Origin of the sequence: Pseudomonas sp. NFX71 (genome assembly GCF_048079215.1) — a bacterium.
In the GTDB taxonomy this organism is placed as follows: domain Bacteria; phylum Pseudomonadota; class Gammaproteobacteria; order Pseudomonadales; family Pseudomonadaceae; genus Aquipseudomonas; species Aquipseudomonas fluorescens_B.
In genome coordinates, this window is sequence record NZ_CP182230.1 from 2,820,386 (window position 1) to 2,837,149 (window position 16,764).

Below are 16,764 nucleotides of genomic sequence, written 5' to 3' on the forward strand. Positions count from 1 at the left end.
CATCTGCGCCCACTTTGACCGACGAGGTACAGCATGCGTCGCCCTATGGTAGCTGGTAACTGGAAGATGCACGGTACCCGCGCCAGCGTCGCTGAGCTGATCAAAGGCTTGCGTAATTTGGCCTTGCCGAGCGGTGTTGATGTAGCGGTATTCCCGTCTTTCTTGCATGTCAATCAAGTGATTGATGGTCTGGAAGGCAAGTCGATCAAGGTCGGCGCGCAGAACGCTGCGGTGGAATCCAAGCAAGGTGCGTTGACCGGTGAAGTTGCGCCGAGTCAGTTGGCTGATGAAGGTTGTTCCCTGGTGCTTGTCGGGCATTCCGAACGCCGCCAGGTCATCGGCGAGAATGATGAAACACTGATTCGCAAGTTCGCAGCGGCACAGGAATGTGGCTTGATTCCGGTGTTGTGCATAGGGGAAACCCTCGAGCAGCGCGAAGCCGGTAAAACGCTTGAAGTTGTCGGGCATCAGCTCGGCAGCGTCATCGAGAAGCTGGGTGTCGGTGTTTTTGCAAAGGCAGTAATCGCTTACGAGCCGGTCTGGGCCATTGGCACCGGGCTGACTGCTTCGCCGCAACAGGCGCAGGATGTGCACGCAGCCATTCGCGCTCAGTTGGCGGCAGAGAATTCTGAGGTCGCACAAGGTGTGCGGCTTCTATACGGCGGCAGCGTGAAGGCGGCCAATGCGGTCGAACTGTTCGGCATGCCGGATATCGATGGGGGGCTCATTGGTGGAGCTTCCCTGAATGCAGATGAGTTCGGTGCGATTATTCGCGCCGCGGGAAACTGAAAAAATGCTGGAAACAGTCGTAGTCGTTTTTCATCTGCTGGGTGCATTGGGCGTAGTTGCTCTGGTATTGCTGCAGCAGGGTAAAGGTGCGGATGCTGGCGCGTCTTTCGGAGCAGGTGCTTCAAATACTGTGTTCGGAAGCCAAGGTTCCTCTACCTTTCTTAGTAAGTTTACTGCTATACTTGCCGCCGGTTTCTTCATAACCAGCTTGGGGTTAGGTTACTTTGCTAAAGAGAAGGCTCACCAGCTGACTCAAGTAGGTTTGCCAAACCCGGCAGTGTTGGAAGTTCCAAAGCAACAACCGGCTTCTGATGATGTCCCGGTGCTTCAAGAGCAAAAGTCGGCTACTCCAGCGACTGACGTGCCTCCAGCTCAAGAGCAAAAGTAAGAAGGGTTTCAAACGTAGTATTGCCGAGGTGGTGGAATTGGTAGACACGCAACCTTGAGGTGGTTGTGCCCATAGGGTGTAGGGGTTCGAGTCCCCTTCTCGGTACCAATTATCAGGAGAGCCCGCTGTTGCGGGCTTTCTTGTAGGTGGAAGGTTACATTGACCCTGTCAGGGATCGGTCGTATACTTCCGCCCCAGCTTTGTCGCGGGGTGGAGCAGTCTGGTAGCTCGTCGGGCTCATAACCCGAAGGTCGTCGGTTCAAATCCGGCCCCCGCAACCAGTTTAAGGAGCCCCTTTTAAGGGGCTTTTTGTTAGCTGGACACTTTCTACGCCGCTGTTCGACGGCGTTTCAAGGATGGGCGTTTCGCCCATTTTTTTATTTTGCATAGCATGCACATACATGCACGAGGGGGTTCAGGTGTCGAGCAAGCTAGAAGAGTTGCAGGCCTTGCTGGCCCCGGTGGTCGTGGCCCTAGGCTATGAATGCTGGGGTATTGAGTTCTCGGCTCAAGGTCGCCACTCAATGTTGCGCGTTTATATTGATAAAGAAGGCGGCGTGTTGGTGGACGATTGCGCCATCGTCAGCCGTCAGATCAGCGGTGTCCTGGATGTTGAAGATCCAATCGCCGTTGAATACACCCTTGAAGTTTCCTCGCCTGGCATGGAACGCCCACTGTTCACTATTGAGCAGTTTGCAAAATTTGCCGGTGAACAAGTGAAGATCAAGCTGCGCTCGCCTTTTGAAGGGCGACGCAACTTTCAGGGCCTTCTGCGCGGTGTAGAAGAGCAGGACGTCGTGGTGCAGGTAGAAGACCATGAATTCCTGTTGCCGATCGATATGATCGACAAGGCCAACATTATTCCCAGTTTTGACTGAGACGCGGATCCCGCGGATCCAATGGCTTGCGAAAGGCGAGGCGTACGATGAGCAAAGAAGTACTGCTGGTTGTTGAGTCGGTATCCAATGAAAAGGGCGTACCGGCAAACGTAATTTTTGAAGCGCTGGAGCTGGCTCTGGCCACCGCTACCAAAAAGCGGTTTGAGGACGAAGTCGATCTGCGTGTGGAAATCAATCGCCACACCGGTGCTTACGAGACATTCCGTCGCTGGACGGTTGTCGAAGAAGCAGACCTGGACGATCCGGCCATCGAAACCTGGCCGAGCAAGGTTGCCGAAACGCATCCTGGCGCCAAGGTTGGCGATGTAGTCGAAGAAAAAATCGAATCCATCGAGTTCGGCCGTATCGCGGCACAGACTGCCAAGCAAGTCATTGTGCAGAAAGTTCGCGAAGCCGAGCGTGCTCAAGTCGTTGACGCCTATCGCGAGCGCCTGGGGGAAATCATCTCCGGCACCGTGAAGAAAGTGACCCGCGACAACGTGATCGTCGACCTGGGCAACAACGCCGAAGCGTTGCTGGCTCGTGAAGACATCATCTCTCGCGAAACCTTCCGGGTGGGTGTGCGCCTGCGTGCGCTGCTCAAGGAAATCCGCACCGAGAACCGCGGCCCGCAGCTGATCCTGTCGCGTACCGCGCCGGAAATGCTGATCGAGTTGTTCCGCATCGAAGTGCCGGAAATCGCTGAAGGCCTGATCGAAGTAATGGCAGCTTCCCGTGACCCGGGTTCGCGCGCCAAGATCGCGGTCCGCTCCAAGGACAAACGCATCGACCCGCAAGGCGCTTGCATCGGTATGCGCGGTTCGCGCGTCCAGGCAGTGTCGGGTGAGTTGGGTGGTGAGCGTGTCGACATCGTCCTGTGGGACGACAACCCGGCTCAGTTCGTGATCAATGCAATGTCGCCGGCTGAAGTGGCGGCAATTATCGTTGACGAAGATGCCCATGCAATGGACATCGCCGTTGGCGCAGACAATCTGGCTCAGGCCATCGGTCGTGGTGGTCAGAACGTGCGTCTGGCCAGCCAATTGACTGGCTGGACCCTGAACGTGATGACCGAATCGGACATCCAGGCTAAGCAGCAAGCAGAAACCGGCGACATCCTGCGCAACTTCATCGACGAGCTGGAAGTCGACGAAGACCTGGCACAGGTGCTGGTAGATGAAGGCTTCACCAGCCTGGAAGAGATTGCCTACGTACCGTTGGAAGAAATGCTCAACATCGACGGCTTTGACGAAGAAACCGTCAACGAGCTTCGCGCTCGTGCCAAGGATCGTTTGTTGACCAAAGCCATCGCTACTGAGGAAAAGCTGGCAGACGCCCATCCGGCCGAAGACCTGCTCTCGCTTGAGGGTATGGACAAGGATTTGGCGATGGAACTGGCGGTGCGCGGCGTAATTACCCGCGAAGACCTGGCCGAGCAGTCTATTGACGACCTGCTCGACATCGACGGCATTGACGATGATCGTGCCGGCAAGTTGATCATGGCCGCCCGAGCCCACTGGTTCGAGTAATTAGGCGCGGCCTGAGGAGAGAAGTGCATGACGCAAGTCACGGTGAAACAACTGGCCGATGAGGTCAAAACACCGGTAGAGCGCCTGTTGCAGCAGATGCGTGAGGCAGGTCTGCCGCACACCGCCGCCGAAGAACATGTGACTGACAGTGAGAAGCAATCTTTGCTGACTCACTTGAAAAGCAGCCACAAGGCGAAAGTGGAAGAACCACGCAAGATCACACTGCAGCGTAAAACCACCAGCACCCTGCGTGTTGCTGGCAGCAAAAGCATCAGTGTTGAAGTCCGTAAAAAGAAAGTTTTCGTACAGCGCAGCCCGGAAGAAATCGAAGCCGAGCGCAAACGCGAACTGGAAGAACGTCGCGCAGTAGAAAATGCTGCTCGTCAGAAGGCTGAAGAAGAAGCCAAGCGTCGCGCCGAAGAAGAAGCGCGTCGTCAGCCTGCTGCTGCGCAAACCGCTTCCAACGACGCCGTTGCAGCGCCGGTTGCAGTTGCCGAACCCGTACGTGAAAGCGCACCGGTTGTTGCAGCTGCGCCAGCTCCGTCTGCTGACGTTCGCAACAAGCAGAACGAACAGCGCCGTCCGGACAAACCACGTGCCGACGATAACAATCGTCGTGGCAGTGGCGATGGCGAGCGCAAAAACGCTCCACATCGTGCTTCGGTCAAAGAGAAAGCGCCTGCTCCACGTGTTGCGCCACGTACTACCGACGAAGAAAGCGATGGCTTCCGTCGTGGTGGTCGCGGCAAGGCCAAGCTGAAGAAACGCAACGCTCACGGTTTCCAGAGCCCAACCGGCCCTGTAGTGCGCGAAGTGAAGATCGGCGAGACCATCACTGTTGGCGATCTCGCCCAGCAGATGTCGGTCAAGGCGGCTGAAATCATCAAGTTCATGTTCAAACTGGGTACTCCAGCGACCATCAACCAGGTACTGGACCAGGAAACTGCCCAGCTGGTTGCCGAAGAGCTGGGCCACAAAGTGACCCTGGTCAGCGACACCGCCCTGGAAGATTCCCTGGCCGAGTCCCTGAAGTTTGAAGGTGAAGCGTTCTCCCGTGCACCGGTCGTGACCGTAATGGGCCACGTTGACCACGGTAAGACCTCGCTGCTCGACTACATCCGTCGTGCCAAGGTAGCTGCAGGCGAAGCCGGCGGTATTACCCAGCACATCGGTGCGTACCACGTTGAAACCGAACGCGGCATGGTCACCTTCCTCGACACCCCGGGTCACGCCGCGTTTACCGCAATGCGTGCTCGTGGTGCCAAGGCGACCGACATCGTGATCCTGGTGGTTGCAGCGGACGACGGCGTAATGCCGCAGACCGTTGAAGCTGTTCAGCACGCGAAGGCTGCCGGTGTTCCGCTGGTTGTAGCTGTGAACAAAATCGACAAGCCGGGCGCCGATCTCGATCGTATCCGCAGCGAACTGTCGGTTCACGGCGTGACCTCGGAAGAGTGGGGCGGCGACACCCCGTTCGTATCGGTTTCGGCGAAAGTCGGTACTGGCGTGGACGAGTTGCTCGAAGCTGTTCTGCTGCAAGCCGAAGTTCTGGAACTGAAAGCAACTCCGTCGGCTCCGGGCCGTGGCGTTGTGGTTGAATCGCGTCTCGACAAAGGTCGTGGCCCGGTTGCAACCGTTCTGGTTCAAGACGGTACCCTGCGCCAAGGCGACATGGTCCTGGTCGGTTCGAACTATGGCCGTGTACGTGCCATGCTCGACGAGAACGGCAAGCCAATCAAGGAAGCCGGTCCTTCCATCCCTGTCGAGATTCTCGGCCTGGACGGTACCCCGGACGCTGGCGACGAGATGAGCGTGGTTGCCGACGAGAAGAAAGCCCGTGAAGTGGCTTTGTTCCGTCAAGGCAAGTTCCGCGAAGTCAAACTGGCCCGTGCTCACGCCGGCAAGCTTGAAAACATCTTCGAGAACATGGGTCAGGAAGAGAAGAAGACGCTCAACATCGTCCTCAAATCCGACGTCCGTGGTTCGCTGGAAGCGTTGAACGGTGCCTTGAACGGCCTGGGTAACGACGAAGTGCAAGTGCGTGTTGTCGGTGGTGGTGTCGGTGGTATCACCGAGTCCGACGCCAACCTGGCACTGGCCTCCAACGCTGTACTGTTCGGCTTCAACGTGCGTGCCGATGCCGGCGCTCGCAAGATCGTCGAGCAGGAAGGTCTGGATATGCGTTACTACAACGTGATCTACGACATCATCGAAGACGTCAAGAAAGCCCTCACCGGTATGCTGGGCAGCGATGTTCGCGAGAACATCCTGGGTACCGCTGAAGTCCGTGACGTGTTCCGTTCGCCGAAGTTTGGCGCGATCGCTGGTTGCATGGTTATCGAAGGTGTTGTTCACCGTAACCGTCCAATCCGTGTACTGCGTGAAGACATCGTTATCTTCGAAGGCGAGCTGGAATCCCTGCGCCGCTTCAAGGATGACGCTTCCGAAGTACGTGCCGGCATGGAATGCGGTATCGGCGTGAAGAGCTACAACGACGTCAAAGTCGGTGACAAGATCGAAGTCTTCGAGAAGGTTCAGGTTGCTCGCAGCCTCTAACTCGCGCACTTCAAGGGCCACGCCAAGCCGCCGCATGCAAATGCGCGACATAGCGTCAGGACTCTAAACGCAACGCCCGGTCTGGCTTTTGTCAGGCCGGGCGTTTGCCGCTTTCAGACCCTTCGGGTTTCACCGTGGGGCAGTAACAGGTAACAAGACATGGCAAAAGAATACAGCCGTACCCAACGTATCGGCGATCAGATGCAGCGTGAGCTGGCACAGCTGATCCGTCGTGAAGTCAAAGACCCGCGCGTCGGCCTGGTCACCATTACCGCTGTTGAAGTCAGCCGTGACGTCGGTCACGCCAAGATTTTCATCACCGTGATGGGCCAGGACAACGCCGAAGACATCGCGCAAAGCATCAAGGTGCTCAACTCCGCCGCCGGTTTCCTGCGCATGCAGCTGGCCCGCGAAATGAAGTTGCGCAGCGTTCCGCAGCTGCACTTCCACTACGACGAAAGCGTCGTGCGTGGCGCGCACCTGTCGGCCCTGATCGAGCGTGCGGTGGCTGAAGACAATCAGCACCCGGTTGCGGCAGACGCCGAAGACACCAAGGAGTAATCGGTGGCTCAGGTCAAACGTATCCGTCGTAACGTCAGCGGCATCATCCTGCTCGACAAACCGCTGGGGTTCACCTCCAACGCGGCGTTGCAGAAGGTCCGCTGGTTGCTGAACGCCGAGAAGGCCGGGCACACCGGCAGTCTCGATCCGCTGGCCACCGGCGTGTTGCCGTTGTGCTTCGGTGAGGCCACCAAGTTCTCGCAATACCTGCTCGATTCCGACAAGGGTTACGAAACCCTGGCGCAACTGGGCAAGACCACCACCACGGCAGATGCCGAAGGTGAAGTTTTGCAGGAGCGCCCGGTGACCGTTGGTCGATCCGATGTCGAAGCGGTACTGCCGAAATTTCGTGGTCAAATCAGTCAGATACCGCCGATGTACTCGGCGCTCAAGCGTGATGGCCAGCCGCTGTACAAGCTGGCACGTGCAGGCGAAGTAGTGGAGCGCGAACCGCGTTCTGTTACTATTGCGCGCTTGGAATTGCTGGCCTTTGAAGGTGATACTGCGCGGCTTGCGGTGGATTGCAGCAAAGGCACCTATATCCGCACCCTGGTGGAGGATATTGGTGAGCAACTCGGTTGTGGCGCTTACGTTGCAGAACTGCGACGTACCCAGGCCGGGCCTTTCACACTGGCGCAGACAGTCACGCTTGAAGAGCTGGAAGCGGTACATGCCGAAGGCGGCAACGAAGCGGTCGACCGCTTCCTGATGCCATCGGACAGTGGCCTGCTGGATTGGCCTCTGTTGCAATTCTCGGAGCATAGCTCGTTCTACTGGCTCAACGGCCAACCGGTACGAGCCCCGGATGCACCGAAGTTCGGCATGGTACGGGTACAGGATCACAACGGTCGCTTCATCGGTATCGGTGAAGTGAGCGAAGACGGGCGCATCGCGCCGCGTCGACTGATTCGGTCAGAATGACCGGACGAGGGTGGCTGTTAACAGGCACGGTCACTTCCTCATTTTTAGATACAGGGATTTGTCCCTGGCCTGTTGAAGCTGTTTTTCTGAAACAGTTTCCTGATAAAAGGATTGCCACATGGCTCTCGACGTTCAAGAAAAAGCTCAAATCGTAGCTGACTACCAGCAAGCTGTTGGTGACACTGGTTCGCCAGAAGTGCAAGTTGCACTGCTGACCCACAACATCAACAAACTGCAAGGTCACTTCAAGGCCAACGGTAAAGACCACCACTCCCGTCGTGGTCTGATCCGCATGGTAAACCAGCGCCGTAAGCTGCTGGACTACCTGAAAGGCAAGGATCTGGGCCGTTACCAGGCTCTGATCGGTCGCCTGGGTCTGCGTCGCTAATAAGCGATTGCGCTAGAGGTTGGTTGTCTGTCGTACGTCAGTGGGTTTCCCGCTGGCGTAGGGCAGGCTCCCAGCCTCAAGTTTTATCTGGATACACGTTTTACCCTGGACAGGCGTTGGGCCGATTCCCGACATTGCCCAAGAATTTCGCAAGAAGACAAGTTCCCCAAGAGCCACAAAAGAAGGTAGGACACCGTGAACCCGGTAATCAAAAAATTCCAGTTCGGTCAGTCGACCGTTACCCTCGAGACTGGCCGTATCGCCCGTCAGGCCTCCGGCGCAGTATTGGTCACCGTTGACGACGACGTCAGCGTGTTGGTGACTGTAGTCGGTGCCAAGCAAGCCGATCCAGGCAAGGGCTTCTTCCCTCTGTCCGTTCACTACCAGGAAAAGACTTACGCTGCCGGTAAGATCCCTGGCGGTTTCTTCAAGCGCGAAGGCCGTCCTTCCGAGAAAGAAACCCTGACTTCCCGACTGATCGACCGTCCGATCCGTCCGCTGTTCCCGGAAGGCTTCATGAACGAAGTGCAGGTTGTCTGCACAGTCGTTTCCACCAGCAAGAAGACCGATCCGGACATCGCTGCGATGATCGGTACCTCGGCTGCGCTGGCCATCTCCGGTATTCCTTTCGATGGCCCGATCGGCGCTGCCCGCGTTGCGTTCCACGAAAGCACCGGCTACCTGCTGAACCCGACTTACGAACAACTGAAAGCATCGAGCCTGGACATGGTCGTTGCCGGTACTTCGGAAGCCGTTCTGATGGTTGAATCGGAAGCCAAAGAGCTGACCGAAGACCAGATGCTGGGCGCGGTACTGTTTGCTCACGACGAGTTCCAGGTTGTGATCAACGCTGTCAAGGAACTGGCTGCCGAAGCTGCGAAGCCGACCTGGACCTGGGCTCCACAGCCAGAAGCCACTGCGCTGCTGGGCGCGATCCGTGCCGAGTTCGGCGAAGCGATCTCCCAGGCTTACACCATCACTGTCAAAGCCGACCGTTATGCACGTCTGGGCGAGCTGAAAGACCAGGTGGTTGCCAAGCTGTCCGGTGAAGAAGGTCAGCCGACCTCCGCTGAAGTCAAAGCTGCTTTCGGTGAAATCGAATACCGCACCGTTCGCGAAAACATCGTTAACGGCAAGCCACGTATCGACGGCCGCGACACCAAGACCGTACGTCCTTTGAACATCGAAGTCGGTGTTCTGCCAAAGACCCACGGTTCGGCACTGTTCACCCGTGGCGAAACCCAGGCTCTGGTTGTTGCAACACTGGGCACCGCCCGTGACGCACAGCTGCTGGACACCCTGGAAGGCGAGAAAAAAGACCCGTTCATGCTGCACTACAACTTCCCTCCGTTCTCGGTAGGCGAGTGTGGTCGCATGGGTGGCGCCGGTCGTCGCGAAATCGGCCACGGCCGTCTGGCCCGCCGTTCGGTTCAGGCCATGCTGCCTGCTGCCGACGTGTTCCCGTACACCATCCGTGTGGTGTCGGAAATCACCGAGTCCAACGGTTCGAGCTCCATGGCTTCGGTCTGCGGCGCTTCCCTGGCCCTGATGGACGCCGGTGTTCCGATGAAGGCACCGGTTGCCGGTATCGCCATGGGTCTGGTTAAAGAAGGCGAGAAGTTCGCCGTCCTGACCGACATCCTGGGTGACGAAGACCACCTGGGCGACATGGACTTCAAAGTAGCCGGTACCGCCAAAGGTGTGACCGCGCTGCAGATGGACATCAAGATCAAAGGCATCACCGAAGAAATCATGGAAATCGCTCTGGGCCAAGCCCTGGAAGCGCGCCTGAACATCCTCGGTCAGATGAACCAGATCATTGGCCAGTCGCGTACCGAGCTGTCGGAAAACGCTCCGACCATGATCGCGATGAAAATCGACACCGACAAAATCCGTGATGTCATCGGTAAAGGCGGCGCGACCATTCGTGCGATCTGTGAAGAGACCAAGGCTTCGATCGACATCGAAGATGACGGCTCGATCAAGATCTTCGGCGAAACCAAGGAAGCGGCTGAAGCAGCACGTCAGCGCGTACTGGGCATCACCGCAGAAGCTGAAATCGGCAAGATCTACGTTGGTAAGGTTGAGCGCATCGTCGATTTCGGCGCATTCGTCAACATCCTGCCAGGCAAGGACGGTCTGGTTCACATCTCGATGCTGAGCGATGCTCGCGTCGAGAAAGTGACCGACATCCTGAAAGAAGGCCAGGAAGTGGAAGTGCTGGTACTGGACGTGGACAACCGCGGCCGTATCAAGCTGTCCATCAAAGACGTCGCAGCAGCCAAGGCTTCGGGCGTTTAATCACTCCCCACGCCTGACCGCTTCAACGTTATAAAAAATGCCTCGCCGTGAAAACGGCGGGGCATTTTTTTGTCTGCATGAAATTGAGGCAATTTGGGAAGTTGCCTGACCCTAAAGTCAGTGCTAGGTTTAGCCCACCGCCCGTGTAGCTCAGTTGGTAGAGCAGCGCACTCGTAACGCGAAGGTCGCAGGTTCAATTCCTGTCTCGGGCACCAGCGACACTTTGTTTTCAAATGATCCACGAATGGTTCTGAAGGCCAGACAAACCGGGCTTCACACGGTTTTTTGCGTCAGAGAGATCCTTGATGATCCAGATCCATCTTCCATTCCCCCGATCAGCGAGAACGACATGACCGTTAAAGAATTGACCCAGGAAGCCAGGCACGAAGAAGCACTGAAGAAGTACTTGCTTGATTCGCCCCAGCTCTCCGATGAGATCAAGGACCTGCCCGCCGACGATCAGAAAGACCAGATCCAGTGGGCGTTCGAGGATGAGGCGGAAGCCCAGGGCTTGCAGCCGTGGGAACTGACGCTCAAGTACACCTCGAGCCCGGAAGAGTTCGAGGCGTCGCGCCTGGCGCTGCACAAAGAGGCGGCCGAGGTATTGGGCGTCGAGTGGGAAGAGTACTGCGAGATGAACAATCTGGTGGTCTGACAAAAACGCCAGCCTCAATGAGGCTGGCGTTTTTCATTCAACCAGGCGTGATCAGAGGCTCAAACGCATCGACAGATCGACAGCCTTCACGTCCTTGGTCATCGTACCAATCGAAATGTAATCCACCCCTGTTTCGGCGATCGGCAGCAACGTGCTTTCGTTGATACCGCCGCTGGCCTCCAGTTTTGCCTTGCCGCCATTCAGGCGCACGGCTTCGCGCATGTCATCCAGGCTCAACTCGTCGAGCATGATGATATCGGCACCGGCGGCCAAGGCCTCCTTCAGCTCTGCCAGGCTTTCCACTTCGATCTCCACCGGTTTGCCCGGGGCAATCTTGTGCGCGGCGTTGATCGCTTCAGGGATGCCACCGCAGGCGGCGATGTGGTTTTCCTTGATCAGGAACGCGTCGTACAAGCCGATGCGGTGGTTGTGGCAGCCGCCGCAGGTCACGGCATACTTCTGTGCCAGACGCAGCCCCGGCAGGGTTTTACGGGTATCGAGCAGCTTCACCTGCGTCTGGCCAACGAAATCCGCCAGGTATTGCGCGCGTGTGGCCACGCCGGACAGCAATTGCAGGAAATTCAGTGCGCAGCGTTCCCCTGTGAGCAGCGAGCGCGCGGGGCCTTCGAGGTGGAACAGCGCCTGATTGGGTTTCACCCGTTCGCCGTCGCGCACCTGCCAGTGCACGGCCACTCGCGGGTCCAGTTGCCGGAACACGGCATCGACCCAGGCGGTGCCGGCGATGACCGCGGCATCACGGGTGATGATGGTGGCTTTGGCCAGGCGTTCGGCCGGGATCAGCTGCGCGGTGATGTCGCCGCTGCCGATGTCTTCACGCAACGCACGGCGCACGTTGGCTTCGATTTCGGCGGTCAGATCGGCGAGACGTAGATTCGGCATAACGGACTCCACAAACAAAGTGGCCCGATTATAGGGCCATGGCGCAGAGCAACCCAAGGCGTGAGAGACCTTCCGGTCGCTCTGAAACCTGTATTTGGTCGATTTGCCCGAGCCGTTGGCGCTAAGCGGCGGTCTATCCGGAACGTCTATTTCAATAAGAGGCCCAGAGTCCGCTGGCACACGGGGCATCTTTTGCAAGATAATGCGCCTTTCATTTGACGTCATAGCTTTGACGTACTTTATGTCCCGAATTATTGAATGACAGCGGATGGGCAGTGTCCACCGTTGAGCGCCGGTGTGAGTCCGGCGCACCGATCTACCGACGCATCACCGTTTCAGGAGGCCAGGATGCACAACGACGGGAATGTAGTGCCTTTGCACAAGGCGGCTACCGATCAGGCGACACCTTCGCCGCTCGCCCGTGTGCCTGTGATTCTGCTTCAGGTTCGCGACAAGGCCGCGCTACAGCTCAGGCATGGTTTGCAGGAGCTGTTCGATAACGCCGACGACACGCTGTTCGAAATGGCTGACCGTGCCCGCGACGACGTCGAGCAGAACCTCTATTTCGAAGCCATGCGCGACTTGCGCCTCAAGCGCAAAAGTATCGAGCGGGTTTTTCTGGAGCAATTCCTTGAGGCCTTTGTCGGGCTCACCCGGAACGACACTGCCAAGCCAGCCTTGCCCAGGGCACTGGTCTTCGACACGCTGGCTGCGCAGTCCGGCGATGACCTGGAACGCAGCGTGGCGGTGGAGGCCATGGTAAACAAGGTGCTGAGCCGTGACGGTTTCGGTCTCGATCAACTGACCGCTCGGCTCAGCATGTTGCTGGGCAAGAAGCTGGTGGCTCAGCACAACCCGTTGGGCCCGGCGATGCTGTGTGAATATTTCATGGAGGCCGGGCGTAATCTGGGGGTGGAGATCAAGGTCAAGCTGATCATCCTGAAACTCTTCGAGCGCTATGTGCTCAGCGACACCGACCAGCTCTACACCGAAGCCAATCAACTGCTGATCGCCACCGGCATATTGCCCGACCTCAAGCCCGCGCCGGCGCGGCGTGCGACCGATCGGGCGGAGGCCAGTGTCCACGCCGAGCCCGCTGAAGCCGGTATCCACGCCGGTAGCATGCAGATCGACGATGGCGTGCAGGAGGTTTTCGCGGCACTGCAGGAACTGCTGTTTCACGTGCGCGGCAGTGTCGCGCCGACACTGGAAGTCAGCGCCACGGCGCAGCCGATTTCTACCCGCGACCTGCTGCGCCTGCTCTCGCATTTGCAGCAATACGTGCCGGCGCCTGCTGCCCAGGACGATTTCGACCTGCGCAACCAGCTTGAACAGCTGCTGACCCGGGTCAGCGTCAAAAGCGGCAAGTCGCGCGTTGTTGGTGTGGCTGATGAAGACGTGATCAACCTGATCGCCATGCTGTTCGAATGCATCCTCGATGATCGCAACCTGCCGGATTCTCTCAAGGCGCTGATCAGCCGCTTGCAGATCCCGATGCTCAAAGTGGCGGTGCTCGACAAAAGTTTCTTCAGTCGCAGTAGTCATCCGGCACGCCGTCTGCTCAACGAAATCGCCGCTGCCGCCATGGGTTGGGGGGAATGCGATGACTATCAGCGCGACAGTCTGTACTTGCGTATCGAGCAAGTGGTTCAGCGCTTGTTGAACGATTTTGTCGACGATCCAGCTATTTTTTCCGAACTGTTGGCGGATTTTCTCGCGTTCACCAGCGATGAACGTCGTCGCAGCGAGCTGCTGGAACAACGCACCCGCGACGCTGAAGAAGGTCGCGCCAAAACCGAAATGGCCCGTCAGCGTGTCGAACGGGCGCTGAACCAGGTGCTGATGGGCAAGATTCTGCCGCAGCGGGTGGTGGCGTTTGTCCAGGAGGCCTGGAGCCAGGTGCTGTTGCTGACCTGCCTCAAGCACGGCGATCAGTCGGCCGAATGGCAAGCCGATGTGCAAACCATGGAACAGCTGGTCTGGAGCGTGCAGCGGCATGACGAACCTGACGCCAGCCTGCGCCTGTTGGCGCTGGTGCCGGGGTTGCTCAAGTCCCTGCGTGACGGGTTGAACAGTTCGGCGTTCGATCCGTTCGCCACCGGCGAGTTTTTCAGTGAGCTGGAAAGCCTGCACGTTCAGCTGTTCGAGCGCCCGGATCAGACTCCGGCATCCACCCGGGAAGCCGATGCGCCGGTGATGGTGCAAGTGCAGGAAGAAATCGTACTGCGCACCGCTGACGAAGGGGCGGTGGCGTCGACCTCCGCACGTTTGTCGACGGATGATGCGGGGCTGATTCAGGTCGATCAACTGCGCGTGGGCTGCTGGGTCGAGTTTCAGGAGGAGGAAGATCACAACCTGCGCTGCAAGCTGGCTGCGATCATCGAGGCCACGGGCAACTACATTTTCGTCGACCGCACCGGGATGAAAGTACTGGAACGCAGCCGTACCGGCCTGGCCCTGGATTTTCGCCGGGGTGCGGTGCGAATCCTGGACGACACCTTGCTCTTCGACCGGGCGCTGGAGTCGGTCATCGGCAACCTGCGGCGTCTCAATCGCGGCAAGTGATCGCGCGCCAGGGGGCTATCGCGGCATACTGGGCGCCAACACAGTCGACGTTGAAGGAACCTGTATGCAGTTGGACCCCGCGAGCGGTTGGTGTCAGGGCGTGAATGTCTGCCCTTCACCCAACTTCAATGCGCGCCCCACGGGCGAAATTTCCCTGCTGGTGATCCACAACATCAGTCTGCCGCCGGCGCAGTTCGCCACCGGCAAGGTGCAGGAGTTTTTCCAGAACCGGCTGGATGTCACAGAGCATCCCTATTTTGAAGGGATCGCTGACCTGCGGGTGTCCGCGCACTTTCTGATTGAGCGTAACGGTACTGTCACTCAGTTTGTCTCGTGTCTCGAGCGCGCCTGGCATGCCGGCGTGTCATGTTTCGATGGCCGGGACACCTGTAACGATTTTTCCGTGGGCATCGAGCTCGAAGGCACGGATGATCTGCCGTTCACCGACGCTCAATATGCGTCGTTGACGGCCCTGACCTTGCAGCTGCAAAGCACTTTCACGGCCATCACCACGCAGCGCATCTGCGGACATAGCGACATCGCGCCGGGGCGCAAGACCGATCCGGGGCCGGCGTTCGATTGGGCGCGTTACCGCGCGGCCCTGGCTAAAGAGGAACAAGAATGAGTTTTCTGGTGTTGCTGTTGGCGGTATGGATCGAAAAATTCTCGGCCCTGCGCCATCGGATTCAACGTGACGGCGGCTGGGTACGCGAGCTGCACAAGCTTGAAGCCAGCCCGCGTCTGGCCAACCGTCCATGGTTGATATTGGTGATACTGGTGTTGCTGCCAGTGGCGTTGCTGGGCCTGTTACTGGTGGTTCTGGAGCCGGTGGCTTACGGTCTGTTGGCGTTGCCGGTGCATTTGCTGGTGGTCATTTACAGCCTGGGTCGCGGCGATCTGCTGGCCGGTCTCGGGCCGTTTCGCGATGCCTGGCGCCGGGAAGACCTGCAGGCCGCCGCTCACGTGGCAAAGCGCGACCTGGATATCTGCGCCGACAGCGGCGAGCAACTGCTGGAACGGGTGGAAGGTCATTTGCTCTGGGAGGCCTACCAGAGCTTTTTTGCGGTGATTTTCTGGTATTTCCTGTTGGGCCCGGTGGCGGCGTTGAGCTACCGACTGCTGGCACTTGCCGAAGAACACGGGCAGAACCTCGCAGTCGTCGAGCGCGCCGCACAATTGCGCCACGCGTTCGATTGGGTGCCGGTGCGTCTGCTGGCGGCCAGCTTCGCGTTGGTCGGTAACTTTGTCGCGGTCAGCCGGGTGATGCTGCACGAACTGCTGAACTGGAACATCAGCGCCGCCCGGTTGATCGAGAAGGTCGGGCTGGTGGCCGGTGAAATTCCCGCGCCGGTGGTCGGCCCGGACGGCATCAACAGTCTCGACCGGATCTGGGAGTTGCTGCTGCGAGCGGCGGTGCTCTGGTACGCCGGTTTTGCCCTGTGGACGGTCCTTCCGTAATTCCGACATCCATTCCTCTGTGGCGAGGGCGCTTGCTCCCGCTGGGGTGCGAAGCGCCCCCCGGCATTCCTTCAGACAGACCTGGTTCCCTCCCGTTAACCTTAAGTTACAAACCCCCCAGCCGATTTAAGCTATACAGAGATAGCACTGAATAGTGGCTATCTGCTGCCTGTCTGTGCCTGCCAATAAAAATAAGAATGCAAAGGGAGACTTCCAGTGAAGAGCTTGCTCTATCCCGCCGTCGCGCTAATGAATCGCCTGAGCTTCGGCATGAAGTTCAGCCTGATCAGCGTGCTGTTCCTGGTGCCGATGCTGGTGACCAACTTTTACCTGGTGCGCGATTCCTATCGTGAATTCCAAGGCACCCGGGTCGAACTGCAGAGCCTCGACCTGCTGGGCAGCAGCCTGACCTTGCGACGGGATCTGGAAACCCTGAACAACCTGGTGCAGATCAACGTCATCCTGGGCCAGTCCGGCAAGGCAGCCGGTGTCGAACCCAAGATCAGTGCGTTGGAGCAAAGCGTTCTGGCCCGCCTGGAAGGACTTGCGGCGATGACCACCGATCCGGAACAAATCACGGTTTTCGATGGCAAACGCGATGAAATGCTCGCCGCGTTCAAGGCCCAGCAAGCAGAAAACTCCCTGCAAAGCAAAAGTGCGTTGATCGGCAAATTGCTTGGCAATGCGCAGATTTTCAGCCAGATCATTGCCAGCCAGGCAGGGTTGAGCCGCGACAGCCAGAGCGACATGCGTCAGCTTACCGAACTCATTACCAACGTCACGCCGCCCGTGACCCAGACCTTGGGCGATGGCCGTGCGATGGGCTCCTACTCGCTGGGGCAAGGGTTCCTCAACTCGTCTTCGAGCACCCGTTT

The 16,764-nt window shown here is 58.2% G+C and carries 14 protein-coding genes and 3 tRNA genes; 16 read left to right on the top strand and 1 reads right to left on the bottom strand.

What is annotated here, in order from left to right; genetic code table 11:
* Positions 1-33 precede the first annotated feature (33 nt).
* The 13 genes from tpiA to ACM1ZW_RS12970 all read left to right on the top strand — a co-directional run bounded on the left by tpiA (position 34) and on the right by ACM1ZW_RS12970 (position 10,966).
* Positions 34-789, top strand: a complete 756-nt coding sequence (tpiA, locus tag ACM1ZW_RS12910) for a triose-phosphate isomerase (RefSeq protein ID WP_017336472.1) — start codon at positions 34-36, stop codon at positions 787-789.
* 4 nt (positions 790-793) lie between these two features.
* The gene (gene secG, locus ACM1ZW_RS12915) at positions 794-1,177 is read left to right on the top strand and encodes a preprotein translocase subunit SecG (RefSeq protein ID WP_017336473.1); all 384 of its coding nucleotides are present in this window, start codon (positions 794-796) and stop codon (positions 1,175-1,177) included.
* A 22-nt stretch (positions 1,178-1,199) separates the two neighbouring features.
* Positions 1,200-1,285: transfer RNA gene (locus ACM1ZW_RS12920), tRNA-Leu, on the top strand.
* A 96-nt stretch (positions 1,286-1,381) separates the two neighbouring features.
* A tRNA-Met gene (locus ACM1ZW_RS12925) sits at positions 1,382-1,458 on the top strand.
* Positions 1,459-1,596: 138 nt separating this feature from the next.
* Positions 1,597-2,055 (top strand): ribosome maturation factor RimP, encoded by a 459-nt coding sequence (rimP, locus tag ACM1ZW_RS12930; protein WP_010463487.1) that lies wholly within the window; start codon positions 1,597-1,599, stop codon positions 2,053-2,055.
* Between the two features lie 47 nt (positions 2,056-2,102).
* Positions 2,103-3,584, top strand: a complete 1,482-nt coding sequence (gene nusA / locus ACM1ZW_RS12935) for a transcription termination factor NusA (protein WP_007900474.1) — start codon at positions 2,103-2,105, stop codon at positions 3,582-3,584.
* A 27-nt stretch (positions 3,585-3,611) separates the two neighbouring features.
* Positions 3,612-6,140, top strand: coding sequence for a translation initiation factor IF-2 (infB, locus tag ACM1ZW_RS12940; RefSeq protein WP_017336475.1), 2,529 nt, complete (start codon positions 3,612-3,614; stop codon positions 6,138-6,140).
* Positions 6,141-6,299: 159 nt separating this feature from the next.
* Positions 6,300-6,701, top strand: coding sequence for a 30S ribosome-binding factor RbfA (gene rbfA / locus ACM1ZW_RS12945; RefSeq protein WP_017336476.1), 402 nt, complete (start codon positions 6,300-6,302; stop codon positions 6,699-6,701).
* 3 nt (positions 6,702-6,704) lie between these two features.
* Positions 6,705-7,622: a tRNA pseudouridine(55) synthase TruB gene (truB, locus tag ACM1ZW_RS12950; protein ID WP_017336477.1), complete on the top strand. Its 918-nt coding sequence runs from the start codon at positions 6,705-6,707 to the stop codon at positions 7,620-7,622.
* A 118-nt stretch (positions 7,623-7,740) separates the two neighbouring features.
* A complete protein-coding gene (rpsO, locus tag ACM1ZW_RS12955; protein WP_003176135.1) occupies positions 7,741-8,010 on the top strand; it encodes a 30S ribosomal protein S15 in 270 nt (89 codons plus the stop codon).
* Between the two features lie 195 nt (positions 8,011-8,205).
* The gene (gene pnp, locus ACM1ZW_RS12960; protein ID WP_007900459.1) at positions 8,206-10,311 is read left to right on the top strand and encodes a polyribonucleotide nucleotidyltransferase; all 2,106 of its coding nucleotides are present in this window, start codon (positions 8,206-8,208) and stop codon (positions 10,309-10,311) included.
* Positions 10,312-10,450: 139 nt separating this feature from the next.
* Positions 10,451-10,526 (top strand) — tRNA-Thr (locus ACM1ZW_RS12965).
* 134 nt (positions 10,527-10,660) lie between these two features.
* A complete protein-coding gene (locus ACM1ZW_RS12970; RefSeq protein WP_031318375.1) occupies positions 10,661-10,966 on the top strand; it encodes a DUF6388 family protein in 306 nt (101 codons plus the stop codon).
* Positions 10,967-11,017: 51 nt separating this feature from the next.
* On the opposite strand, the gene nadC is transcribed toward ACM1ZW_RS12970, so the two are convergent.
* Positions 11,018-11,866, bottom strand: coding sequence for a carboxylating nicotinate-nucleotide diphosphorylase (gene nadC / locus ACM1ZW_RS12975; protein WP_416740662.1), 849 nt, complete (start codon positions 11,864-11,866; stop codon positions 11,018-11,020).
* 348 nt (positions 11,867-12,214) lie between these two features.
* Here nadC and ACM1ZW_RS12980 point away from each other — a divergent pair, with 348 nt between their 5' ends.
* The 3 genes from ACM1ZW_RS12980 (at position 12,215) to ampE (ending at position 15,889) form a co-directional block, all read left to right on the top strand.
* Positions 12,215-14,431, top strand: coding sequence for a DUF1631 domain-containing protein (locus tag ACM1ZW_RS12980; protein WP_416740663.1), 2,217 nt, complete (start codon positions 12,215-12,217; stop codon positions 14,429-14,431).
* 64 nt (positions 14,432-14,495) lie between these two features.
* A complete protein-coding gene (ampD, locus tag ACM1ZW_RS12985; protein ID WP_017336482.1) occupies positions 14,496-15,056 on the top strand; it encodes a 1,6-anhydro-N-acetylmuramyl-L-alanine amidase AmpD in 561 nt (186 codons plus the stop codon).
* Positions 15,053-15,889: a regulatory signaling modulator protein AmpE gene (ampE, locus tag ACM1ZW_RS12990; RefSeq protein ID WP_017336483.1), complete on the top strand. Its 837-nt coding sequence runs from the start codon at positions 15,053-15,055 to the stop codon at positions 15,887-15,889. The genes ampD and ampE overlap by 4 nt, the downstream gene beginning before the upstream one ends.
* Positions 15,890-16,764: the final 875 nt, after the last annotated feature.